Annotated in this window: 26 protein-coding genes and 1 riboswitch; of the genes, 22 read left to right on the top strand and 4 right to left on the bottom strand. The window is 37.5% G+C overall.

The window, feature by feature from the left end; translation table 11 throughout:
* The first annotated feature begins 36 nt into the window (after positions 1-36).
* From ASF92_RS16475 to rplT, 5 genes are all read left to right on the top strand, one after another.
* Positions 37-1,131, top strand: a complete 1,095-nt coding sequence (locus tag ASF92_RS16475) for an acyltransferase (protein ID WP_056095703.1) — start codon at positions 37-39, stop codon at positions 1,129-1,131.
* Positions 1,132-1,307: 176 nt separating this feature from the next.
* On the top strand, positions 1,308-3,233 hold the full coding sequence (gene thrS / locus ASF92_RS16480; protein ID WP_056095705.1) for a threonine--tRNA ligase: 1,926 nt from the start codon (positions 1,308-1,310) through the stop codon (positions 3,231-3,233).
* Between the two features lie 23 nt (positions 3,234-3,256).
* The gene (gene infC / locus ASF92_RS16485) at positions 3,257-3,826 is read left to right on the top strand and encodes a translation initiation factor IF-3 (RefSeq protein ID WP_056095708.1); all 570 of its coding nucleotides are present in this window, start codon (positions 3,257-3,259) and stop codon (positions 3,824-3,826) included.
* 29 nt (positions 3,827-3,855) lie between these two features.
* Positions 3,856-4,056, top strand: coding sequence for a 50S ribosomal protein L35 (gene rpmI, locus ASF92_RS16490; protein WP_056095711.1), 201 nt, complete (start codon positions 3,856-3,858; stop codon positions 4,054-4,056).
* Positions 4,057-4,129: 73 nt separating this feature from the next.
* A complete protein-coding gene (gene rplT / locus ASF92_RS16495) occupies positions 4,130-4,474 on the top strand; it encodes a 50S ribosomal protein L20 (RefSeq protein ID WP_025144714.1) in 345 nt (114 codons plus the stop codon).
* Positions 4,475-5,557: 1,083 nt separating this feature from the next.
* Here rplT and ASF92_RS16500 read toward each other — a convergent pair.
* A complete protein-coding gene (locus ASF92_RS16500) occupies positions 5,558-6,808 on the bottom strand; it encodes a serine hydrolase (RefSeq protein ID WP_056095714.1) in 1,251 nt (416 codons plus the stop codon).
* A 115-nt stretch (positions 6,809-6,923) separates the two neighbouring features.
* Positions 6,924-7,117: riboswitch (cobalamin riboswitch) on the top strand.
* A gap of 96 nt (positions 7,118-7,213) precedes the next feature.
* Here ASF92_RS16500 and ASF92_RS16505 point away from each other — a divergent pair.
* The 7 genes from ASF92_RS16505 to ASF92_RS16535 all read left to right on the top strand — a co-directional run bounded on the left by ASF92_RS16505 (position 7,214) and on the right by ASF92_RS16535 (position 13,342).
* Positions 7,214-9,076, top strand: a complete 1,863-nt coding sequence (locus ASF92_RS16505) for a TonB-dependent siderophore receptor (protein ID WP_056095717.1) — start codon at positions 7,214-7,216, stop codon at positions 9,074-9,076.
* Between the two features lie 118 nt (positions 9,077-9,194).
* Positions 9,195-9,785 carry a DUF6580 family putative transport protein gene (locus tag ASF92_RS16510; protein WP_056095720.1) on the top strand — a complete coding sequence of 197 codons (591 nt, stop codon included), beginning with the start codon at positions 9,195-9,197 and terminating at the stop codon, positions 9,783-9,785.
* A 143-nt stretch (positions 9,786-9,928) separates the two neighbouring features.
* On the top strand, positions 9,929-10,861 hold the full coding sequence (locus tag ASF92_RS16515; protein WP_056095723.1) for an ABC transporter substrate-binding protein: 933 nt from the start codon (positions 9,929-9,931) through the stop codon (positions 10,859-10,861).
* Positions 10,862-10,872: 11 nt separating this feature from the next.
* Positions 10,873-11,559, top strand: a complete 687-nt coding sequence (locus tag ASF92_RS16520) for a Sir2 family NAD-dependent protein deacetylase (protein WP_056095726.1) — start codon at positions 10,873-10,875, stop codon at positions 11,557-11,559.
* Entirely contained in the window at positions 11,549-12,271 is a 723-nt protein-coding gene (locus ASF92_RS16525; RefSeq protein ID WP_056095728.1) for a diphthine--ammonia ligase, read from the top strand. Before ASF92_RS16520 ends, ASF92_RS16525 begins: the two co-directional genes overlap by 11 nt.
* Positions 12,272-12,404: 133 nt before the next feature.
* Positions 12,405-12,902 carry a YMGG-like glycine zipper-containing protein gene (locus ASF92_RS16530; protein WP_056095731.1) on the top strand — a complete coding sequence of 166 codons (498 nt, stop codon included), beginning with the start codon at positions 12,405-12,407 and terminating at the stop codon, positions 12,900-12,902.
* A gap of 92 nt (positions 12,903-12,994) precedes the next feature.
* Complete coding sequence (locus ASF92_RS16535; RefSeq protein WP_056095735.1) at positions 12,995-13,342, top strand: Dabb family protein; 348 nt, start codon at positions 12,995-12,997, stop codon at positions 13,340-13,342.
* 710 nt (positions 13,343-14,052) lie between these two features.
* Here the strand turns inward: ASF92_RS16535 and ASF92_RS16545 are convergent.
* Both ASF92_RS16545 and ASF92_RS16550 read right to left on the bottom strand, forming a co-directional pair.
* Positions 14,053-14,304 (bottom strand): hypothetical protein, encoded by a 252-nt coding sequence (locus tag ASF92_RS16545; protein ID WP_056095739.1) that lies wholly within the window; start codon positions 14,302-14,304, stop codon positions 14,053-14,055.
* A 35-nt stretch (positions 14,305-14,339) separates the two neighbouring features.
* Positions 14,340-15,056 carry a DUF3291 domain-containing protein gene (locus tag ASF92_RS16550; RefSeq protein WP_231729847.1) on the bottom strand — a complete coding sequence of 239 codons (717 nt, stop codon included), beginning with the start codon at positions 15,054-15,056 and terminating at the stop codon, positions 14,340-14,342.
* A gap of 228 nt (positions 15,057-15,284) precedes the next feature.
* Between ASF92_RS16550 and ASF92_RS16555 the strand changes: the two genes are divergently transcribed.
* The 10 genes from ASF92_RS16555 to ASF92_RS16600 all read left to right on the top strand — a co-directional run bounded on the left by ASF92_RS16555 (position 15,285) and on the right by ASF92_RS16600 (position 23,136).
* Complete coding sequence (locus tag ASF92_RS16555) at positions 15,285-15,761, top strand: GAF domain-containing protein (RefSeq protein ID WP_056095745.1); 477 nt, start codon at positions 15,285-15,287, stop codon at positions 15,759-15,761.
* A gap of 16 nt (positions 15,762-15,777) precedes the next feature.
* Complete coding sequence (locus tag ASF92_RS16560) at positions 15,778-16,383, top strand: DNA-3-methyladenine glycosylase (protein ID WP_056095747.1); 606 nt, start codon at positions 15,778-15,780, stop codon at positions 16,381-16,383.
* Positions 16,384-16,435: 52 nt separating this feature from the next.
* Positions 16,436-16,924: a pyridoxamine 5'-phosphate oxidase family protein gene (locus tag ASF92_RS16565; protein ID WP_056095750.1), complete on the top strand. Its 489-nt coding sequence runs from the start codon at positions 16,436-16,438 to the stop codon at positions 16,922-16,924.
* A gap of 65 nt (positions 16,925-16,989) precedes the next feature.
* Positions 16,990-18,279: a kynureninase gene (kynU, locus tag ASF92_RS16570; protein ID WP_056095753.1), complete on the top strand. Its 1,290-nt coding sequence runs from the start codon at positions 16,990-16,992 to the stop codon at positions 18,277-18,279.
* A gap of 5 nt (positions 18,280-18,284) precedes the next feature.
* On the top strand, positions 18,285-19,145 hold the full coding sequence (locus ASF92_RS16575; RefSeq protein WP_056095756.1) for a bestrophin family protein: 861 nt from the start codon (positions 18,285-18,287) through the stop codon (positions 19,143-19,145).
* Positions 19,145-20,047: a histone deacetylase gene (locus ASF92_RS16580; protein WP_056095759.1), complete on the top strand. Its 903-nt coding sequence runs from the start codon at positions 19,145-19,147 to the stop codon at positions 20,045-20,047. Before ASF92_RS16575 ends, ASF92_RS16580 begins: the two co-directional genes overlap by 1 nt.
* A 4-nt stretch (positions 20,048-20,051) precedes the next feature.
* On the top strand, positions 20,052-20,903 hold the full coding sequence (locus ASF92_RS16585) for a LytTR family DNA-binding domain-containing protein (RefSeq protein ID WP_056095762.1): 852 nt from the start codon (positions 20,052-20,054) through the stop codon (positions 20,901-20,903).
* A gap of 104 nt (positions 20,904-21,007) precedes the next feature.
* Positions 21,008-21,658: a hypothetical protein gene (locus ASF92_RS16590; protein WP_056095765.1), complete on the top strand. Its 651-nt coding sequence runs from the start codon at positions 21,008-21,010 to the stop codon at positions 21,656-21,658.
* 21 nt (positions 21,659-21,679) lie between these two features.
* Positions 21,680-22,363 carry a pseudouridine synthase gene (locus tag ASF92_RS16595; protein WP_056095768.1) on the top strand — a complete coding sequence of 228 codons (684 nt, stop codon included), beginning with the start codon at positions 21,680-21,682 and terminating at the stop codon, positions 22,361-22,363.
* Between the two features lie 38 nt (positions 22,364-22,401).
* Positions 22,402-23,136: a hypothetical protein gene (locus ASF92_RS16600; protein ID WP_056095771.1), complete on the top strand. Its 735-nt coding sequence runs from the start codon at positions 22,402-22,404 to the stop codon at positions 23,134-23,136.
* Positions 23,137-23,458: 322 nt separating this feature from the next.
* On the opposite strand, the gene ASF92_RS16605 is transcribed toward ASF92_RS16600, so the two are convergent.
* Positions 23,459-24,820 carry an MATE family efflux transporter gene (locus tag ASF92_RS16605; protein ID WP_056095774.1) on the bottom strand — a complete coding sequence of 454 codons (1,362 nt, stop codon included), beginning with the start codon at positions 24,818-24,820 and terminating at the stop codon, positions 23,459-23,461.
* Between the last annotated feature and the right edge of the window lie 19 nt (positions 24,821-24,839).

Raw genomic sequence — 24,839 nt, forward strand, 5'->3', positions numbered from 1 at the left:
TTTTTTTATTATTGAATAAAATCTAACAGATAAGTTTTGACCCATCCACTGAATAAAGAAGAAGTTTTAAAGACTAAAGAACATTTTGAAATCCTGGACGGCTTAAGGGGACTCGCTGCCATAGTCGTAGTGATTTACCACTTCATGGAGATTGCAATAACCGATTACAGTAAAAATTTTATTGCTCATGGTTATTTAGCTGTCGATTTTTTCTTCTGCTTATCCGGATTTGTAATTGCCTACGCTTATGATAGCAGGGTGGAAAAGATAGGTATGTTATCTTTCATAAAGTTAAGGCTAATAAGGTTACATCCGCTGGTTCTAATTGGTTCCGTTCTTGGTTTATTAACCTTCCTTTTCGATCCTTTCAGCGATTTTTATTCCGTTTATGGGTTTTCAAGAACAATATTATTGTTTCTCGCTTCTGCTTTTTTGGTTCCATATCCGGTAATGGCTGAACGGTTTTTTAATTTATTTAATCTGAATGCGCCTGCCTGGTCACTTTTTTGGGAATACACTGCAAACCTATTTTACATATTTGTATTATATAGATTAAGCAGAACAATATTGCAAACCATAACTTTAATTGCTGCCGTAATTATTTGTTACGTTGCGTTCAAATCGACTAATCTAATGGGTGGTTGGGGCGGTCCGACTTTTTGGGATGGGGGTGCAAGGGTTTTGTATTCCTTTTTAGCGGGGATGCTCGTCTATCGTTCGAACTGGATAATCAAAAATAGATTAGGTTTTACAGGTGTTTCCATTTTATTGCTCTTCGCATTCCTGCTTCCTTTTAACGACAAATATAATTGGTTAACAGAACCTTTGATCGTGTTAATTTATTTCCCTGTTCTTGTGGCCCTGGGTGCCGGAGCAACGTTGAAACCGAACTTTAAAGGCGTTTGTAAGTTTTCTGGAGATATATCTTATCCGTTGTACATGACACATTATCCTTTCATTTGGATATTCCTGACTTACGTCGCAATTATTAAACCCGAAATGGACCTGCTGAAAATTATCATTCCAGTTTCAGTTTGTTTATTAATTGGACTTGCCTATCTGATAATGGTCTTTTTGGATACGCCAATTCGTAATTATTTGAAAAATAGATTTCTGACTCGGAAAAGTTGATTTCAAATTGCCCATAACAATCAATGTATCCATTTCGGCAAAGACTTGCTTTTAAGCAGGAAAAACCGCACCTTTGCCAAAAATAAAATCACTTTGTATGTGATTTAGAAATAACCATTTTTATAAACTACTTTAAAGTCCCCTTTAGGGGATTAGGGGTAAAATCATAGTTGTAGATGATTAACATTACTTTACCTGACGGCTCCGTTCGTCAGTACGAAAAGGGCACTTCTGCCCATCAAATTGCATTGTCAATTTCCGAAGGTTTAGCAAGAAATGTTTTAGCTGCCGAAGTCAATGGTCAGGTTTGGGATTCAACGCGTCCCATTGAATCAGATTCGTCAGTTAAGTTGTTAACCTGGAACGATGCTGAAGGTAAATCTACTTTCTGGCATTCATCCGCCCATTTAATGGCCGAAGCTTTAGAATCGCTTTATCCGGGTACAAAATTTGGTATTGGTCCGGCAATTGAAACCGGTTTTTATTATGATGTAGACTTCGGCGACAAAGAATTTTCGTCTGATGATTTCAAAGCCATCGAAACCAAAATGATTGAACTGGCTAAGCAGAAAGAAACTTTCACCCGTGAAAGCGTAAGCAAAGCCGATGCAATAAAATATTTTACCGAAAAAGGCGATGAGTACAAACTTGATCTAATTGACGGTTTGGAGGATGGAAAAATTACTTTCTATACTCAGGGCGCTTTTACTGATTTATGTCGTGGTCCGCATATCCCAAATACAGGTTTTGTTAAAGCCGTAAAACTGATGAATGTTGCCGGCGCCTATTGGCGTGGTGATGAAAGTAAAAAGCAGTTAACACGTATTTATGGCGTAACTTTTCCAAAGGCAAGCGAGCTTACTGAGTATCTTGCTATGATTGAAGAAGCTAAAAAACGCGATCATAGAAAGCTTGGAAAAGAACTTGAACTGTTCATGTTCTCAGAAAAAGTTGGTGCAGGCTTGCCAATGTGGTTACCAAAAGGTACTGCGTTGCGTGAACGTTTGGTTAACTTTTTGACTAAAGCACAATCAAAATCTGGTTACGAACAAGTCGTTACACCACACATCGGAAACAAAAATTTATATGTTACTTCCGGTCACTGGGATAAATATGGTAAAGATTCATTTCAACCAATAAAAACCCCGCAAGAAGGAGAAGAGTTCTTTTTAAAACCGATGAACTGTCCTCACCACTGCGAAATGTATAAATTTAAACCGCGTTCTTACAAGGATTTACCTGTTCGTTTTGCCGAATTTGGTACGGTGTACCGCTACGAGCAAAGTGGCGAATTACATGGTTTAACCCGTGTGCGTGGCTTTACTCAGGATGATGCGCACTTATTCTGTATGCCTGAACAAGTGAAGGACGAGTTCAAAAAAGTAATTGATTTAGTACTTTATGTATTTAAATCTTTAGGTTTTGAAAACTATACCGCTCAGATTTCGTTAAGAGATCCAGATAATAAGTCGAAATACATTGGTTCTGATGAAAACTGGAAGTTAGCTGAAAGCGCAATTGTTGAAGCAGCTGCAGAAAAAGGTTTGAATACGATTGTAGAATATGGCGAAGCGGCCTTTTATGGGCCGAAGCTGGATTTTATGGTTAAGGACGCTTTAGGCAGGAGATGGCAGTTGGGTACCATTCAGGTAGATTATAACTTACCGGAGCGTTTCGAGTTGGAATATACAGGTAGCGACAATTTAAAACACAGACCGGTAATGATTCACCGTGCACCGTTTGGTTCACTCGAAAGATTCGTTGCTGTTTTGATAGAACATTGTGCAGGGAATTTTCCTTTATGGTTAAGTCCGGAGCAATTCATAATTCTTCCTATCTCAGAAAAATATGAAGATTATGCAAAAAAAGTTTTAGATGAACTAAATAATTCCGATATTCGCGGGCTGATTGACTTTCGTGATGAGAAAATCGGTCGCAAAATCCGCGATGCGGAGGTTAAAAAAATCCCTTATATGCTCATCATTGGTGAGAAAGAAATGGCTGAAGGTAAAATTTCAATCCGTAAACATGGTGAGGGAGATTTAGGTGAGATGACGCTGGAAGAGTTCAGCGGCTTATTATTAAAAGAAATAACAGTTTAAATAAAAATTAATTTTATACAAATTTGGCATTAGGAAGACCAGGATTTAACAGGGGACCACGTCCGCCTTTTAAGAAAAAAGAAGCAGAACATAACATTAATCAGTACATTAAATCGCCTGAAGTGCGTTTGGCTGGCGATAATGTTGAACCGGGGATATATCCTCTGGCTAAAGCTTTGGCACTTGCTGATGAACTGGAATTGGATTTGGTAGAAATTTCTCCGAATGCAGTCCCTCCGGTTTGTAGAATTATTGATTACAGTAAGTTTGTTTACGAGCAGAAGAAAAAGCAGAAGGAGATTAAATCGAATGCAAAACAAACTGTAATTAAGGAGATTCGTTTTGGTCCTAACACAAATGATCACGATTTCCAGTTTAAACTAAAACATGCAGTGAGCTTTTTGGAGAACGGTGAGAAAGTTAGGGCTTATGTGCATTTTAAAGGTAGGGCAATTGTTTACAAAGAACAGGGTGAGATTTTATTGTTAAAGTTTGCCCAGGCTTTGGAAGAGGTAGGGAAAGTAGAGTTATTGCCTAAGTTGGAAGGTAAACGTATGTTTCTGACCGTTGCACCTAAAGTAGCAAAAAAATAAAAATAGGTTTATAAATTAAAAAAAAGGTTATGCCAAAAATGAAAACCAATTCCAGTGCTAAAAAGCGTTTTTCGCTTACTGGAACAGGTAAAATCAAAAGAAACAACGCATACAAAAGTCACATCTTAACAAAGATGAGTACTAAACGTAAACGTGCCCTTGGAAATGCAAGCATGGTAACAGATGCAGATATGGGTAACGTTAAACGTATGCTTTGTATCGGAAAGTAATTCATTAATTCACCAGGTATCAGGCATTAAAGTTCCTTAAACAGGACGCCGCTTACCAAAAAACAACAACAACATGCCACGTTCGGTAAACGCAGTCGCTTCGAGAAGAAGAAGAAAAAAAATCCTTAACCTTGCAAAAGGTTATTGGGGAGCAAGAAGTAAGGTTTATACTGTTGCTAAAAACACAGTAGAAAAAGGTTTGCAATATGCATACCGTGACCGTAAAGTTAAGAAAAGAGAATTCCGCGGATTATGGATCCAGCGTATTAATGCAGGTGCCCGTCAGCATGGTATTTCTTACTCTCAATTAATTGGTAAACTTGCTTCAAAAGAAATCGGTTTAAACCGTAAAGTATTAGCTGATTTAGCAATGAATCACCCTGAAGCTTTCAAAGCTGTAATTGATGCAGTAAAATAGAAATTTTCGCTTAGCGATAATCATATTTTAAAAGGTCACGATTTTAATCGTGACCTTTTTTGTTTACATATATCTTAATAGCCTTAACTTCTAAATGGTTTTTAACCATTAAAGCATTAAGAGGATTAAGATTCCCATTTTTAGATCTTAATAACCTTAACTTCTAAATGGTTTTTAACCATTAAGGCATTAAGAGGATTAGCTATTTCCATTCGTATGTTTAATAACCGTGACTTCTAAATGATTTTTAACCATTAAGGCATTAAGAGGATTAAGCTATTTCCATTTGTATATATAATAACCGTGACTTCTAAATGATTTTTAACCATTAAGGCATTAAGAGGATTAAGATTTCCATTTTTATATCTTAGTAACCTTAACTTCTAAATGGTCTTTAACCGTTAAGGCATTAAGAGGATTAAGATTTCCATTTTGCATATCTTTAATAACCTTAACTTTTAAATGGTCTTAATCGTTAAGGCATTAAGAAGATTAAGCTATTTCCATTTTGCATATCTTAAAAACCTTAACTTCTAAATGGTATTTAACCATTAAGGCATTAAGAGGATTAAGCTATTTCCATTTGTATGTTTAATAACCGTGACTTCTAAATGATTTTTAACCATTAAGGCATTAAGAGGATTAAGATTTCCATTTTGCATATCTTAGTTAACCTTAACTTCTAAATGGTCTTTAACCATTAAGGCATTAAGAGGATTAAGATTTCCATTTTGCATATCTTTAATAACCTTAACTTCTAAATGGTTTTTAACCATTAAGGCATTAAGAGGATTAAGATTTCCATTTGTATATTTAATAACGTGATTTCTAAATGATTTTTAACCATTTAGGCATTAAGAGGATTAAGATTTCCATTTTTATATCTTAGTAACCTTAACTTCTAAATGGTCTTTAATCGTTAAGGCATTAAGAAGATTAAGCTATTTCCATTTATCTTAATAACCTTAACTTTTAAACGGTTTTTAATAATTCAGGCTTAATAAATTTCTTTCGATTAAACCATTAGACGATATCCAACTATATAATCATGGTTTGTGTCCTCACAAATCATTTTATAAATAACTATTTCCCATAGTCCATCTTAAATTTACTCAAGTCGGGCTTTTGCTTTCTATTCCTCGATAATTCAAATTCATAAATTGTCCGACCAAGATTTTTCATAAATGGATAACAGACCGTTTCGTATTCGTATTTATTATCATTAAAAATCCCATCCTCATTACTGTGAACCACCGCCGTTAGAAAGTATTCTATCCCATTTTTGAAATCTACAAAATATGAATTGTCGATAATGTAACCGTAGCTGTCTCCATACTTGTTGAAAATTCTAATGTTCGCATCTAAATTGATATTTTGTTCTCGACCATAGTAAAGCATTTTAGCGTAAGTTGGCCAGAATTCCTTTGAATCATACCTTGGATAATCACTTTCTGTCGGATATTTACTCATATAAGTGTAAATCAGATTATAATCTTCAGGAGTTAAATCATATCGCTCACTTGCATGAAAAGCATCTGGAAACATCAATTTTTGCATCAACTTTTGCTGATCATTAATTGCAAATGCATTTTTGGTATCCAAACTAAATGGTTTATTCACTAATTTATCTGTACTATCCAGATAACCCTTACCCATGATTGTATTGGTTAAAGTAAGTCTATACGCTTTTGGATCATATTGGGCAGGTTGAATATAAACCAGTTTATTCCCATTATAAAACTGAATTGGATTGGTGTGTTTGGCCGTTTCACCGGCATCACCAATCGCTAAACGGTTTAAAATTCTGCTATCATTCAATCCGTTCTTCTTAAGTTTCTCATTTATTTCTGCCCGACCAATAAATTCGAACAGGCGGTTAAAAGCATCGTTATCACTGGTTAACAAAATTTTTTTGATGTAATGTTCAATTGTTGGTAAACCATTTTTCGCAGATGTATCTTTCTTAACCATTGTTTGCCCTTTAAAAGCGCTATCGGTTATCATCGTGCTTTTTGATGTTAGTCCACTACTTTTTAAGCGGTTTACTTTCTCTAATGCAAAAATTACAGCGGCAAGTTTCACGGTACTGGCCGGATAAAAATAATGATGCGGGTCTAAGTTGTAACTGTAATTTTTGAAAGTGGGTTTGTTTTTAGCATCACGATTTACCTGCGTGTATAAAATCTGTATCTGGTTTTTATCATGATGGGTTAACACAGAATTAAATAGCTCTGGCTTTGATTCCATTAATTTTTTCAGAAAAACCGTATTGGTTTTTTGTGCATTTACGGATAAGGTCATTGCAAAAAGTGCTGCTGTAAATAACAATTTCATTTTCGGATTTTATACCAATTTAGCTTTAAATTACTCATCTTCAAAAAGCTATTTTCAATTCAAATAATCCGGAAAAGCTTTTTACTTTAACCTTTGGTGTTTCAGCTTTAATAACTACTTTTGCAGCGCTTTTGGTTTCCGGCTTTACAACCGGAATTAAAAGGGAATGCAGTGTAATTCTGCAACTGTCCCGCAGCTGTAAGCTCCATAACGATATTTCAATCTCAATGCCACTGTTTAAACAAAAAACGGGAAGGCAGAAAACATCGGGAGTAAGTCAGAAGACCTGCCTTAGCGAATAATTTCATAGCTTTCGGGGATTGAAGCTAGGACTGAGGTACTAAACGTTTTCGTATTTTCATTTCCTTTCCTAATCTGTTGGCTGTGGGCAAAACTCACAATCAAATGAACAAAAAAAGAATTTTAATTGCAGCAGGCCTGGGGTTTGCTCAATTAACGGTTAGCCAACTGGCTAATGCGCAAGACAGTCTGAGGCTTAAAGATGTTGTAATTACGGCAACTAAGAATGATCAGAAACAATCGCAAACAGGTAAGGTAGTTACCATCATTAGTAGCGAGGTTTTAGAGAGAAGCCATGGTAAATCACTTCCTGATTTGATCAGCGAGCAAGCAGGTATAATCGTAGCCGGCTCCAGCAGTAATCCGGGCTTGAACAAATCGGTATTTTTTCGTGGTGCAGGAAGTGCATACGCAGTCGTTCTAATTGACGGTATTGTTCAGAACGATCCTTCAGGAAATGGTGGCGCTTTCGATTTACGTTTGTTATCTATCGACCAAATCGACCGGATTGAAATTCTAAGAGGCGGTCAGTCAACAATTTACGGCTCTGATGCTGTGGCCGGCGTAATTAACATCATCACTAAAAAAGGCGGACCTAAAGGCAATACAATCTATGGTGTTGCAAGTGCAGGGAGTTATGAAAGTTATAAGGGAACGATTGGTTTAAACGGCGGTGTGGAAGGTTTTACTTATAACGTTAACTACACACAAAATAAAACCAATGGAATTTCTGAAGCTGCAAATCCAGTTGGAAACAATACAGAATTTGATAAAGATGGTTTCAGAACAGGTGCCTTGAACGCAAACTTTGGAATTAAATTAGACAAGCATTTGTCCATAAATCCATTTGTACGCTACTATTACGGAAATTATAGTTTCGATGGTGGTGCTTTCACTGATGCTGGCAATTACTCTATTTTGAAGAATTTTGCAGCCGGAACAAATGCCAGATACGAATTTGAAACCGGAAAAGTAACCTTAAATTACAGTTACGAAAACACATCTAATGATGCACATAGCTCTTTTCCAAGCTTTAGCCAGGGTAAAGTGAATATTATCGACCTATTTTACAATCAAAAATTAAATGATAAATTAGATTTATTGGTTGGTATCGATAACCGGGTAATGAAGTTAACCGCTGCCGGTTCAAACCCAAAAGCCAACATCTTTGCAGCATACAGTTCACTCTTTTTGCATGATTTAAGCATATTTAATTTAGAAGTGGGCGGTCGTTATAATAAACACGAACAATATGGCGAGAACTATACTTATTCAGTTACACCCAGCATTAACATAATTAAAGAAATTAAGCTTTTCGGTACAGTTTCTACTGCATTTAAAATTCCTACATTGAACATGCTTTTCGGACAGTTTGGTGCTAATTTAGATTTGAAACCAGAAAAATCTCAGAATTATGAAGCGGGTATTAACTTCAGTTTTGCTGATGATAAAGTCTCTCTACGTGTTGCTGGTTTTAAACGTGATTTAACTGATGCGATAATTTATGCCTATCCGGCAGGTTATGTAAATCAGATCAGCCAGAAAACCAAAGGATTTGAAGTAGAACCAACAGTTAAATTGGGTAAATTTAATTTTAACGGTTATTATGCTTACGTTGAAGGAAATGAATTCAACTTTGTCGATAACGCAATTGCCGATTACTTATTCCGCCGCCCGAAGCATACCTTCGGACTTAATGCTGGTTTACAGGCAACCGATAATTTATTTGTAAGTGCAAACTACCGTTATTTTGGGAACCGTACCGACGGAAATTTTAGCACCTACACTGTTGATACGCTGCCAGCATACAAATTGCTTGGTGCTTATGCCGAATATGCTTTGCTTAATAAACGAGTTAAAGTATTTTTTGATGCAAAAAACATATTGAACGAAAAATACAGTGAAATTATTGGCTACAACAGCTTAGGTTTCAATTTTAATACAGGTGTTACTTTCAATATCCGCTAAGAAAAATTAACTTTGTATCAGGTGATGGCTTGGGTTCAATTTTAATCTTGATACCTGATACTAAATACCTGATACTAAAACTTGATACTTGCTACTAAATACTCGATACTAAAAAAAAATGGCCCACTTAAAATTTAATCCACGCACATTAGTTTTGTTGTTAATGATACTGGTGATAACGGGTTTCCGTTTGCTGGTAACCTTCAATTCCGATGAACTGAAATTTGCTAATTTCTCATCAATAGGGGCAGTTGCCTTATTTGGAGGTGCTTACTTTAAAGATAATTTAAAAGCTTTTTCATTTCCGTTATTAAGCTTGTTTTTAAGTGATTTCGTTTTATCGACAACCATTTTCAGCAAATACAGTAGTGGCTTTTTATATGAAGGCTGGTATTGGGTTTATTTAGCCTTTGCTTTGATGGTTTTGGTAGGAAGAGTAATGCTGAAAAACATTAACGTTGTAAATCTTTTAGCATCTACCTTGGTTATCGTATTAATCCATTGGATTGTAACCGATTTTCCAATCTGGTTTAAAAACCCGGCTTATACACAGAACCTCGCAGGATTCTGGTTGGTTTTAGAAAAAGCGATTCCTTTCGAGATAAGATTCCTTGAAGGAACTTTAATTTATGGTGCTTTACTTTTCGGTGCATTTGAAATTTTAACTTCAAAGTATCCGGCACTAAAATTGCAAACAGGGCAAAATTAATTGTTCGATATTTCGACAAATCCTCTTTTGAATCCTTTCAAAAGAGGATTTTTTTTATCCTTATAATCCGTCGTTGCTATGAATTTGGTTCAGTAGTCTATGCAGTTAACTGAAATTCCGAACGACATTAAAAAAATCAATACATGAAAGTTGTTTCCTTTTTGCCAGCCGCTACCAAGATGATTTATGACATGGGCCTGCAGGAATATCTATATGGCGTAACCTTCGAATGCCCAAAAGAAGCAGCAGACATGCCTAAAATTGTTCGCTGCATCCTGGAAGGTAAAAATTACTCCAGCGTCGAAATCGACAGGATTTTTTCAGCATCAAAAGCGCAGGGTAAAAGTTTGTATTGGGTTGATGATGTTCTATTGGAAAGCATTTCGCCTGATATCGTGTTTACCCAGGACCTATGCGAAGTGTGTAATATTGATACTGTTTGTACTGAAACGGCCGTTATGAAACTGAGCAAGCAACCAATACTCGTACCTTTATCTCCAAATAACCTTCATGATGTTTATTATTGTGCCATAACCATTGCACGAGCGATGGGTAAGGAGGAGATTTCACTAAACTATTTGGCTAATATTCAAAAAAGATCAGATGCGATTCTTGATACACTCAGGGCTAATAAGGCACCATTAAAACGGGTAATGCTCATGGAATGGATAGAGCCGGTTTACAATTGCGGCCATTGGATTCCATTTCAAATTGCTGCCGCTGGTGGCGTGGATATGCTATCTAACCCGGCAGGGGATTCGATTGTTACCCAATGGGATAAGATCTTAAAATACAATCCTGAAGTTCTGGTCATTGCACCTTGCGGATTCGACATAAAAAGAAGCATTGAAGAAATGAACTTGTTGACTTCAAAAAATGGATGGGATAACCTGGAAGCTGTTAAAACTAATCAGGTTTACCTGGCCGATTTTGATATGTTTACCCAACCAAGCGTGGGCACTTTGATCGATGGCATTGAATCTTTAGCCTGTATGTTTCACCCGGAAATTTTTAAAGCTGATGGAAATATTGCTAAGAAGTTTATCAATTACGCTCAATCTCTACAACCAGTGTAATTTTTAATTTTATGAAGTTAGTTGTTTTAACAGGAGCAGGGATTAGTGCCGAAAGTGGCTTAAAAACATTTCGCGATTCTGATGGTCTTTGGGAGGGTTATAATGTATACGACGTAGCAACCCCGGAAGCCTGGGAAAGAAATCCTATGTTGGTACAAGAGTTTTACAACGAACGTCGATCTCAGGTTCTGGCAGCAAAACCCAATCGTGGGCATGAAATATTAGCTGAGCTTGAAAAGTATTTTGATGTTGAAATTATTACACAAAATATAGATGACCTGCACGAACGGGCGGGTTCTACGAAGGTTACACACTTACACGGCGTCATCACAAAGTCGCAATCCGACATAAAAGCAGATTTAACCTATCCAATTGAAGGAACGGAAATTAAAATGGGTGAGCTTTGTGAGCTGGGCTCCCAATTAAGACCTCATGTTGTTTGGTTTGGAGAATCAGTACCCATGATCGAAGTCGCATCAAAAATTTGCAGCAAAGCAGATGTTTTTGTCTTAATCGGGACCTCATTAGCGGTGTATCCGGCAGCCGGATTGATTGATTTTGTTCTACCATCAACCCCCAAGTATATAATTGATCCTAAAACACCAGACATTCGGCGTTATAAAAATACTATTAACATAGAAAAAAGGGCAGTAGATGGTGTTGCTGAACTGAAAGAAATTCTGTTAAATGGCCATTAGAAAGCGTTGCATATTTAATTGGAGCGGAGGTAAAGACAGCACCCTCGCGCTTCATTATGCTTTAGAAGATCCCTCTATAGAAATTAAATACCTTGTCACAACGGTAACAGAAAAATACAATCGCGTTTCAATGCATGGTGTAAGGGAGGCGCTGCTGATTAAACAAGCTGAAAGTATTGGTATTGAATTGTATCAAATCAGGCTTCCTGAAATGCCCGACATGGATACCTACGACGAAGTTATGCGCCAGCATCTGGCAAAATTTAAGGCTGAAGGCATAACACATTCTATTTTTGGTGATATCTTTCTTGAAGACTTAAGGACCTATCGTGAAAATAAACTTGAAGAAGTTGGTCTAAAAGCAATTTTTCCGCTCTGGAAAAAAGATACGCGCCAACTTATAGATGAATTTATTAACCTGAACTATAAAACAATCATTGTTTGCGCACAACAAAGCTTAAAATCCATCTGTGGAAAAATTATTGATAATGATTTGATTAATGAATTGCCAGCTGAAATAGATCCTTGTGGCGAAAACGGAGAATTTCATACTTTCGCTTTTGAAGGTCCGGTTTTTAAAGTAAAAGTTGTGTTCCAACAGGGAGAGACTGTATTCAGGACTTATAAAAAGCCTTCTATTGAAGGCGATACAGACAACTCAAATTTCGGAAAAGAGATAGAGACTGGCTTCTGGTACATTGATTTATTCTGATATTTTCAGATATCTAAAACATTTTGGCATCATTTTTTCTTTAGTACCTGTAATTAACTAAATCATACATCCCAAATGAAAATTCTTAGTGAGGTTAGGTAGCTAAGAAAGAGTAGTGAAAAAATTAAAAGTTATGAAAAAGATATTCGTAGTGTTAGCACTTAGTTCAGTAATGTTTGCTTGTAACAACAAAGCAAAAGAAGAGGCAGCACTTAAACAGCAACAGGCAGAGAAAGAGTTAGCCGTAAAAGCGGTTAAAGATAGTTTACGATTAGACAGCTTTAAGAAAGCAGAACTTGTAAAAAAGGAACAGGCTGAAGAAGCACAACGACAAGCTGAATTAGCAGCTGCAAGAAGAGCAGGTGCAAGGTCGTCAAGGTCTTACGCAAGTTCAGGTAGCAGTACCACTAGTTCATATGGAGGTACACAACCAACTGCGAAAAAACAGGGTTGGAGTGATGCAGCAAAAGGTACTGTAATTGGTGCCGCTGCAGGTGCAGTAGGTGGCGCATTAATTGATAAGAAAAAAGGTCGTGGTGCCATTATCGGTGGTTTAGCCGGTGCTGGAGGTGGTTACTTAATCGGTAGAGGCGAAGACAGAAAATCTGGTCGCGTACAACCGAAAAACTAGTATATTAATTAGCGTATTAGAAGCGGTCATTTTAATGACCGCTTTTTTTGTGTCTCAAAAAATCAGTCTATATTTAAATAAATTTAAAATCCATGACAGAAATTAAAACTGCAGATAAAGGACAAGTACAACATTTTGTAATGTTTTGGTTAAAGCCCCAGTTAACGAAAGCCGAAATTGAAGGTTTCACAGAATTCTTTGAGGCCTTAAAGCCTATCAAGTACGTTAAGACGTTGAACTATGGATTGGCTGCAAATACGCCGGTTCGTCCTGTAACAGATAATTCTTTCACTTATGCGCTTACCATTACTTTTAATAGTATTGAGGACCACAACGCTTACCAGGATGATAAAACACATTTAGATGCTGTTGAGAAATTTTCTAAAAACTGGTATCGGGTGGTGGTTCACGATATCGTGATTTCATCTGTTAAAAGTTAAAGGCTAATAATCGCTCGCAATATTTAATACTTATTCGACCGCAGTGGAGAAATCTTAATAAAGTTAGCCTTAAAAGATTTCTATGTTACGCTGCGCTTCATTTGAAATGACGATTACCCTGCAACAGTTATAGTGAAAAGCTACGACTTTTTTGTTTTATACTTCGTCGTTTCGATTGTAGCGGAGAACCCGAAGGCTCAGCGAAGCAAAATCTTTTAAACTTAACACTTGATAGAGTATTTATAAAGATGTCTCCGTTCAGCTGCGCTTCAGTAGAGGGGGCGGCATAGCGAGCTCCGTCGAGAGGAAGATACATAAAGTCGTCATTTCGACCGTAGTGGAGAAATCCTTTTAATAAAATAGCTGGCTTCATAGATTTGTCAATTGCGCTGCGCTTCATTCAAATAAGGATTGCCTTTCAATAATAGCAGTTAAATGCCACGAATTATATATGGTCATTTCAATTGACAATTTTAGTTAAAAATGTTTTTGGAATCCCAAACCTCCCATTTATTTGGCAAAAATCGACTGCGAAATATAATTTTGTGTATATATTTAATTATTTATAAATCAGTTGGTTAACATAATTTATATTAATTAATGTATTATATAAAGCCTAATTTTAGCAACTTGAACAGCTGTAAAATCAAAATTAAATTCTGAATGATACTTTAACTTACTGTATATCAAAATAATACTCAGATTAAATACTAATACTGATGCCTTTTATAGGCTAAGTTAAAATCACCGCGCATCAGTTTAAAACGTTCAATAACTGTAGTAATAAATTCTTCGTCAAGGATTTCAAATACATCATTAACACCCCCTCCGCTTAAGTCCAATTCGGAAAGTTTATAACTTTGTTCAAATGTTCCTTGTTCAAATTTAATGATGTACTTCTGGTTCATAGAGAAGATGGAAATTTTGCATTCCGGATGTGGAAGTTCTGCGATAACTCTCATGTACTATTTACGGGCTTGGTTGATTAAGTAAAATTTTAATTGGTATAAACTGATTGTCCATTAAGGCTTCCCTGGGTCTCAATTATTTCGAAACGTGCAAACAACTCTTCTGAATACCATTTGCGTTCCCTGGTAAGCTTAATAACATCTGAATGGTCAACTGATTTATAGGCATAATTTTTCATGTGATCCAGGCTTTCCCATATGGAAAATGTTGCCTGGTCAAAAAAGGGATTCTCACCAACACCTGCAGATAGTATGAAGCCTTCTGCCTTGCGCATGGCTTCTGCAGCCCTTTTTATGTTACTACGGAATTCTTTTACTTTTCCATAATTAATTGCTGCCCGGGTTATAACAGCTACCCTTGTGCTCTTGACACTATAATCTTTATTATATTTAAACGGCTGTATGCGTGACCATAAACCATGAGATGATAAAGGTTTAAGTAATATGGTAAACTCTTCAATTGCAAAAAACCTAAACCAATTAATTACGAAGGAATGTTTGTAGAATTCATCACAACTATCTTTTTCATCCCATGTAGTCAAGATTGCCCAGTGCTTAAAATCAGGCTTTAAATCAACTTGCGCATCCTTGCCACTTCCCATTAATTTCCAGAACCTGCAATTTTTATTCAGCCACATGGGTACACGCAAAAGTGCCATTCCTAAAAAAGCAAATAAAATGTTGTGGGTACGAAACTTTGTTATGGTTAAAGCGACTATCATGCTCAATAGGGTTAATGTTGTCAAAACTAATGATTTTACGTTTACTATCTTTTCACAATTTTGTAATTATAATTCTGTAGACTTTAAATTACAACAATCCTGTTTAACTTTGTTGATGTGAAGGAGAGATTGATTTGTATTACTATAATCCTATTAATCTTAAAATCCGTCCAATCTTGTTTAATGGTTTATGCTTTTAATTTATTAAATTATAATCCTATTAATCTTAAAATCTTTTAATCCTGGTCAATTATGGCAGAAGACTTAATGATAAACCGTACTGCGACTAAAGCAGAACAGTATAAATCCTTACTACCTCAGATAGAGGCTTTACTATCCGGTGAAACAGATTTTGTGGCAAACATGGCTAATGTTGCTGCTGCACTAAAAGAACAATTCAACTGGTTTTGGGTTGGATTTTACTTGGTGAAGAATGATGATCTTGTATTAGGGCCATTCCAGGGACCGGTAGCCTGTACCCGGATTAGAAAAGGTAAGGGAGTTTGTGGTTCATCCTGGGCACAAGTGAAAACATTAATTGTTCCGGATGTCGATGAATTTCCGGGGCATATAGCCTGTGCAACTGCATCTAAATCTGAAATCGTATTACCCTTGATCAAAAACGGTGAGGTGATAGGTGTGCTTGATGTGGATAGTGAGTTTCTAAATCATTTTGATGAAACAGATCAATTTAATTTAGAACAGGTTATATCATTTTTGTTAAAATAAAACATTATATAAGCGATTGAAATTACCTGTCGATTATTATCTGAATGAAGATGCCGTAGCGCTGGCAAAAGACCTGCTGGGCAAGGTACTTTATACTAACATAGACGGCATAATTTCCGCCGGTATAATTGTAGAAACAGAAGCCTACTTCGGAGTTGAAGATAAGGCTTCTCACGCCTATGGCGGTCGAAGAACGAATCGTACGGAAACGATGTATGCATCGGGCGGCCTGGCCTATGTTTATCTCTGTTATGGAATGCATCATCTCTTTAATGTCGTAAGTTCAAAAGCAGGTGATCCACATGCGGTGCTGGTTAGGGCTGTTGAACCTTTATTGGGTAAAGAGATAATTGAGGAGCGCAGAGGGATGCTTGTCTCAAAACCTGCAATATCTTCAGGTCCCGGCTCTGCTGCAAAAGCACTAGGTATCAACCGGGATTTTAACGCAAAAGATTTATCAGGGGATGAAATATGGATAGAGGACCATCAAATCCGTTACCGGGATGAAGAAATTGCGGCAGGGCCCCGTGTTGGAATCGCTTATGCGAAGGAGCATGCCTTATTGCCATGGCGTTTTTTTGTAAAAGGCAATAAATACGTCAGCAAACCGAATAAGGTTTAAGAACCCAAACATTTCCATTGAAATCCTGTTTTTCATTCAAATACGTAAGAAAATGAAAAACGAAAAAAATATCGCAATTTTAAAAGAGATGGCAGAAAGTGTTCGTACCTGTATGTTCACTACCTTTTCTGCAGATGAAGAATTCGGGAGCAGGCCAATGGGTACCGCTAAAATAGAAGATGATGGCAGCATTTGGTTTTATACCAATGAATATTCACTAAAGTCAAAAGAAATTTCCAGAGATGGCAATGTACTTCTGGCTTATAGCGAACCTTCAAAGAATACCTATCTAACGGTCAAGGGAAAAGCAGAACTCGTTGACGATAAAGTTAGGAAGGAAGCTTATTTTTCTCCTTTTGTTAAAGCCTGGTTTCCTGATGGCGTTGAAGATCCAAGACTGATTTTAATCAAGGTTACACCTGAAGAAGCGGAGTATTGGGATTCATCCTCATCCAAGATAGTGGTGCTTTTCAGTATATTAAAAGCCGTGGTAACAGGTGATACACCTGATATAGGTAAACATGATACCATGAAGTTCTAATTAAAGAATAACTTCTTTGAAAGCAGGATTGGAAACAATACCTGCTTTTTTGTAATATTGGGGCTATGAATTTAGAAAATAATCTGGCCTTTGCAAAGGCGCAGGATGCGGCCGATAAACTGAAGGAATTCAGAAGTCAATTCTTGTTTCCTAAGCATAATGATAAAGAATTTATATACCTGTGTGGCAATTCTTTAGGTTTGCAACCTAAAGCTGCAAAGTCGGCTCTGGAAGGCCAGTTGGATAACTGGGCTAATTATGCAGTTGAGGGCTGGTTCGATGGACAGGCGCCTTGGATGTACTACCATAAAGAACTTAAGAAATTGATGGCGCCTATTGTTGGTGCTTTGCCGGCAGAGGTTTGCCCGATGAATACTCTAACGGTCAACCTCCACTTACTCATGGTCAGTTTTTATCAGCCAACAAATAAACGCTTTAAAATCCTCATGGAAGGCGGGGCTTTTCCGTCCGACCAATACGCAATTGAAAGCCAGGTTAGGTTTCATGGGTTCGACCCAAATGAATCGATTATAGAGGTTTTTCCCCGTGAAGGCGAAGAACTACTCCATACAGATGATATAATTGCTAAAATCGCAGAAAATGCCGATGAGATTGCCTTGGTACTTTTCGGTGGTATTAATTACTATACCGGACAGTGGTACGATATGGAGAAAATAACCAAAGCTGGCCATTCAATTGGTGCAATTGTAGGCTGGGATTTGGCACACGCTGCCGGAAATGTGCCTGTTAGACTTCATGATTGGGAAGTTGATTTTGCCTGCTGGTGTTCCTATAAGTATCAAAACTCTGGCCCAGGAGGGATAAGCGGTATATTTGTTCATCAAAAGCATTTTGATAATAAAAACCTGAACCGATTTGCTGGCTGGTGGGGTTACCAGGAAAACAACCGTTTTAAAATGGAAAAGGGATTTGTTCCCGAGCCTGGAGCAGACGGATGGCAGGTAAGCTGTACACAGGTTATGCCAATGGCATTGTATCATGCCTCACTTCAAATTTTTGAAAAAGCGGGTTTCATCGATCCGTTAAGAAATAAAAGTATTGCTTTAACTAATTATCTTGAATTCATTGTAAAACAAGTTAATGTAGATTTAGGATTCGAGCAGTATAAAATCATTACGCCAAGCGATAGTATAAATCGAGGCGCACAATTATCCATTATTGCTAAAGAAAAAGGAAAGCGGATTTTCGATGGCTTAGTCAAGAAACATGTGCTCGGCGATTGGCGCGAACCTGACGTAATTCGGTTGTGTCCCATACCGCTTTACAATTCATTCGAGGATATTTACCAAACCGGCCAAATATTGCTGGCGCTGAGCAAAAACATTTTAAATTAAACTTAATGATTAATTACAACCCCAAAGATTGGTTCACGTTTATATTCAACGTTCATAAAGCGGATACATTTAGGAAGTTATGGCCGTTGATGATCAGTGTTTCGATTTATTCCGGTATTGTCGCATTTTTAGAGCTTAATGTTTTCAAACTTTCCAAAAGTGATTATGTTACCAACATCGGTTTAATGCATAGCCTGCTCGGCTTTGTGATTTCTATGCTCCTGGTTTTCAGAACAAATACATCTTATGACCGGTGGTGGGATGGGCGTAAACTCTTAGGTGCACTCACAAATGTGTCACGCAACTTTGCAATGAAAATAAAGGCCTTGAACCTGCCAGAAGAAGATGTGCGTTTCTTTGAATATGGCATTCCAAAATACGCATTTGCGTTAAAAGAACATTTACGTGAAAAGCTTTACTTCGGAAAAAATAGTTTTTTAATCGAGGTGGAAGCCGGAAAACACATACCGAATCAGATTGCAAGCAGCATGATCACAAGGTTATATGCCCTCACGTCTAAAGGACTGATTTCAAATGAGCAACTCATCATTTTAACGAACGATGTAAACCAGTTTACGGACATTTGCGGTGGCTGTGAAAGAATTAAGAACACACCAATTCCGTTTTCTTACAGTGTCTTTATTAAGAAATTTCTTTTCGTTTATGTACTTACCATTCCAATAGGATGGGTTTTCAGTTTGGGTTATTTTCTGGTTTTAATTGTTCCCTTTATACTATATGTATTAGCAAGTTTGGAACTGATAGCCGAAGAAATAGAGAACCCATTTGGGGAGGATGCAAATGATTTGCCGGTAGATCAGATTTGTGATAACATTGAGAAACACGTAGAAGAGATTTTGAGCTAATGATAAAAATTGCCTGGCATCCCTTATATGCTCATCCGCTTCCGGAAGGACACCGTTTTCCGATGCTGAAATATGAGTTAATACCCGGGCAATTGCTGCACGAAGGAACGATAATGCAGGAAAATTTGTTCAGCCCAGAGCCGGTAGATGAGGATATGATCCTTCTAACGCATGATTTAGGTTACTGGACACAATTAAAGGATTTAACCTTACCGGCAAAAGCGCAGCGTAAAATTGGTTTTCCCTTAAACGCACAACTGCTCGAGCGTGAATTGAGAATAACTCAAGGTACAATAGACGGGACGCAGTTTGCTATGCAAAACGGAATTGCCTTTAACGTGGCAGGTGGCACACACCATTCGGGAAGTAATTGGGGTGAAGGATTTTGTTTGCTGAACGACCAGGCGATTGCTGCTAATTGCCTGCTAAATAAAAAATTAGCAAGTCGAATATTAATAATTGATTTAGATGTACACCAGGGAAATGGAACGGCAGAAATCTTCAGGAATGAACCAGACGTCTTTACGTTTTCCATGCATGGCGATAAGAATTTTCCATTTAAAAAAGAGGCTTCCAGCCTTGATGTTCCCTTAAGTGACGGTATTTCAGACGAAATATATTTGTCGTTACTGGAACTTAATATAAAGAAAGCCTTTGAGCGTTCCAGGCCGGATTTCATTTTTTACCTTGCCGGTGTTGACGTACTGGCCACCGATAAACTAGGAAAAATTTCCTTAACAAAAAATGCATGTAAAGAACGGGATGGTATTGTATTTCAATTATGTAAGACTAAAAATATTCCTGTCCAGGTGAGCATGGGTGGAGGCTATTCAGCTGATATTAAAGATATCGTCGACGCGCACTGCAATACGTACCGATTGGCTTTTAATTTATTTGATTAGTGAAATGAAATGGATAGCCTTCTTAAAACAACCTTATCCAATTCCCAATCAAAATTGGAAAACAGTTTTGTTCATCGGTTTTGGATTAAGCCTGCTTATGCTTTTGATGCAGCCTTTCGGCTTGTCATCGGTGAGGGTGCACCACAAATATTTTTTTTTAGCCGGCTATGGATTGGTTACCGCTTTGGTGTTGGGGATCAATTTGTTTTTTATAATCAGGTTATTTTCTGAATATCGCTGGACTATAAAGAAACACATTTTGTGGTCGGCTGTGGTCGTATTTGAGCTGGGTCTGGCAAATTATGCTTATACGTTTGCTTTTATAGACGATTTAACCTTCAATATAAATTCATTGTTGTCATTTCAAGTTTACACCTCTTTTATATCCATTGTACCAATTACTTTCCTTGTGCTGCTCAGGCAAAATAAGCTACTCAAAGCTAATAAGGCAGCAGCAAAAGCCATTACCGAGGATTTGCATCACCCCATTTCCAAGCCCGCAATAAGTAGAAAAATAGTTCTTTATTCCGAAAACGGTAAGATACAAATCGAATTAAATGCCTCAGAGCTTGCGTTTATTGAATCTGTTGGCAATTACATTCACGTTTACATGCAGTCAGGAAGTTCAATTACTAAAAAAACTTTGCGAAGCAGCATTTCAAAAGCAGAAAGTGAAATTGAGCATCACAAATCATTACTTAAATGTCATCGGGCATTTATTGTAAATCTTGATTTTGTAGATAATGTTATCGGCAATGCGCAAGGTTATCGTCTGAAAATTAAAAACTCTGACCATGAGGTTTATGTTTCCAGGCAATATACAAAACGCCTGAAAGAATCTTTAGGATCGTTGTAGTCTCTAATCATTGCATTTCATCCCAAAACATGCAATTCATCCCAGTGGGTATTTTATGTTAATTTTCTGATTTAATATTGTTCAGTAAATAAAAACACAGCAATATGGAAATCTTGTTTAAAACATTTTTAGCGCTGCACATCATTGCGGGAACCCTGGGCTTAATTACGGGAACGATCAATATCATCGGCAAAAAGGGTGGGAAAATACATTTTATAGTAGGTCGTATTTTCTTTTATAGTATGTTAACAGTAAGTGCGTCCGCATTTGTTCTATCGATAATTCATCCTAATTATTTCCTTTTTATAGTCGGGGTTTTCACCTTGTATTTGGTTTCTTCTGCAACGAGGTACCTTCGTCTCAAACAATTAATTAATGGTCAACAACCGAAATGGATTGATTGGTTGTTAACTTATTTTATGTTGGCTTTCGGTTTAGCTTTTATCTTTTTCGGTCTCTATCATTTAGTCAATAAAAATACGTTTGGGGTGGTGTTTATTGTTTTCGGCGGTATTGGTTTAAAAATGGTGCTTACAGATTTCAAAAACTTCAAGGGCAAAGCTGCTGCTGCCAATACCTGGCTGATGGTGCACATCCAAAGAATGATTGCCGGCTATATTGCTGCATTAACCGCTTTTTTGGTCGTAAATAACCAAATACTTCCTGGTTACATTGCCTGGCTCTTACCAACAGTTATTTTCACACCTGTGATATACTATTATTGCTCAAAGTATAGAATCAAACCGGCAAAATAAAAATATCCTTATCTTCGCGGCATGCTGGAGATAATTTATCAGGATGAGCATCTGATTGCCATTAATAAACCACACGGATTACTGGTACATCAATCATCTATCGCAAGGGATGCCACCGAGTTTGCCCTACAAATGCTGCGTAACCAGGTGGATAAGCATGTCAGCCCCGTTCACCGGCTCGACAGGAAGACCAGTGGTATTTTACTTTTTGCTTTTGATAAGGAATCTGAAATTGTTATGCATCAGCAATTTATGAATGCAGAAACTGAAAAGAAATACCTCGCGATATTAAGGGGATTTGCGCCTGATGAAATGGATATCGACTATCCTTTAGTAAAGGAAAACGGAACCATACAGGATGCCTTTACCTCTTTTAGAACCCTTCAAAAGGCAGAGGTTGATGTTGCTTTTGGAAAACACAGCACATCAAGGTATTCCTTAGTAGAAGCAACTCCTAAAACCGGTCGGATGCATCAGCTGAGAAGACATTTCAGTCACATTCACCATCCCATCATCGGCGACAGAACCCATGGTTGCAACAAACAAAATAAATTCTTTTTAGAGCAGTGGAATATGACTACAATGCTTTTGCATGCCTCAGAATTGAGTTTTATCCATCCTAAAACTGCTGAGAAAATTCACCTGAAAGCCACACTTCATGAGGAGTTTAAAAGGGTAATGGATTTTATGAAAATGAAACTGTAGCACAATTTTTGACTTGAAAATCTGTTTATAAATCATCTATGAATAAATACTTACGTTTAGCTTTCCCAGTTTTAGCGCTTTTTGCCAGCAGTTGTTCTTCTGTTTACATGCCGAATGTTCCAAACACACCAATGCTGAGTAAGCAAGGGGAGTTTAGCGGAGGCGGGCACATCTCACTTAAAGGTAATGCGAGTATCAATGGTGCTTATGCCGTATCGAATCATATTGGCGTACTTTTCAGCGGTTCAACCATGAGCAATGAGAGAAAAAGTAAAGACTTCGGTCATAAACTAATCGAAATCGGGGGTGGCTATTTCGATACCTTCGGACCAGACAATAACCGGATTATAGAAATTTATGGGGGCGTTGGAAAGGGCTGGAGCGACATCACCTTCCGCGATTATAAGAATGATGTGCTGATCAGCAGTGAGGTACAGGAAGTCGATTATCGTAAGTCATTTCTCCAGGTTAACTACAGTTCTAAACGTAAAAACACACTGAAGCTTTTCGGTGCAGAATTCCCGATTAATTATGGCACCGCTTTAAGAATAAGCCATGTAAAGATGGACAGGTTTTTTCTGAATGGTGTGGTTCAGCCGAAAGAGGATAATATTTTCTTTGAGCCAATTTTCTTTACGAGAATGGGTTTAAGTAAAAACATCCAGCTTCAATATACCACAAGCAGCAACATCGGCTTGAAAAGCAGGAAATACATGTCTGCCGGAAATTCAATCTTTACAGTAGGGGTTGTAGTAAATGTAGGTGGGAAATAAGAAATAATTATTGTCATCCTGATTTTGTCGAAGGATTATAAATTAGTCTTTCAAGGCCTCGGTTCGTGTCTCCACGAACCGAAAACAATGGTGAGGCTGTATTAAAAAGATTTACGCTGGCTCAAAGCAAATTATATTTTAATACGTCGTCATTCCCAATTTAATTGGGAATCCTAATGCTATTGCAAAGCGCTTTAATATTCCCGCCTGCGCGGGAATGACGGGAAAACGAAATAGAATCCTGAGCTTCAATGCCAAATTTTACTTTTGATACAACCTCATTGCAGTAGATATAGACTGTGAAATGGCCGGTAAAATAAATCTATAATTTTAAATTAAGCGCTTTGGTTTTATTCTGGAACCTTAAGAACAGCAGGATGGAGGCAGTTAACAGGCCAAAGGTTAAACCGTACCAAATCCCGTTTACACCCAGGCCGAGTTTAAAACCCAATAAATAGCCAACAGGTATTCCAACCACCCAATAAGCCAAAAAAGTAATAAAGGTTGGTATGTTAACGTCGCCTAGGCCTCTGAGTACACCGAGTCCAACTACCTGTGTTCCGTCAAACAATTGAAAAAAACCGGCTATTATCAATAACTGGGAGGCAATTGCGACCACTTTTAAATCATCCGTATAGATAAAGGGCATCAGGTTATGCGCCAGAATAAATAAAACAGCTGTACAGCACATGAATAATAAAATAACATGGTAACTGGCAATGGCTGATTTGCGTAAATCGTTGAAATTATTCTGACCAAAGTTATTTCCCGTTTTAATCGTCGCTGCTGAGGCTACGCCACTTGCGATCATATAGGTCATCGAGGCTAAGCTGATGGCAATCTGATGCGCCGCCTGTTCAACAGCACCAATAGTTCCCGCAAGCACAGCAGCACCGCTAAATGCACTTATTTCAAAAGAGTACTGCATGGCAACGGGCGCGCCAATTTTGATAATTTTTATTGCGGTCACCTTGTCAATCAATGTTACTTTAAAATTAACCAGGTACTTTTTGAAATTTTGGGAACGTAAAACGTAAATTGCCATAACGCTAGCCATTAAAATCCGATCGATAAGTGTACTTAAGCCTACGCCGCTTACGCCCATCGAGTTTATGCCAAACATACCTTTTACGAATACGATTCCCAGAATTATATTTAGCGCATTACCCCAAATAGAAATAAACATAGCCTGTTTTGTAAAGCCTAAACCTTCGGCAAATTGTTTAAAGGTTTGAAAAATTAATAATGGGATAATTGAAACAGACAGTAAGCCCAAATATGGTTTCGCGTAAAAGACTACAGCTGGTGTCTGGTTTAAGTTATTAATAATCAGCAAAACACCAAAGTGCACAACGATATATAGGAAGATACCCACAAGGATATTAATGATGAGGCTATTGGATAAAAGTTTTCCGCAAGCTTCATAATTCCCCCGGCCGTTTTCCTGGGCGATAAGCGGTGTTAATCCGTAAGAAATGCCCAGGCCAATCACCATGATTAAGATAAAAATGCTGTTCACAAGCGAAACGGCCGCCAGCTGGGTAGTATCGGTAAAATGACCCACAATGATGCTGTCTGCCATGTGTACCAGGGTATGGCCAACCTGTGAACCAACAATGGGCAGGGCCAGGTGAAGATTTTCTTTGTAGTAAGGTTTATATTTGGTGTAGATTTTAGAAAGCATAGGTTTGCAAAGGTCGGCT

This window comes from Pedobacter sp. Leaf176 (assembly GCF_001424305.1).
Taxonomy (GTDB): Bacteria; Bacteroidota; Bacteroidia; order Sphingobacteriales; family Sphingobacteriaceae; genus Pedobacter.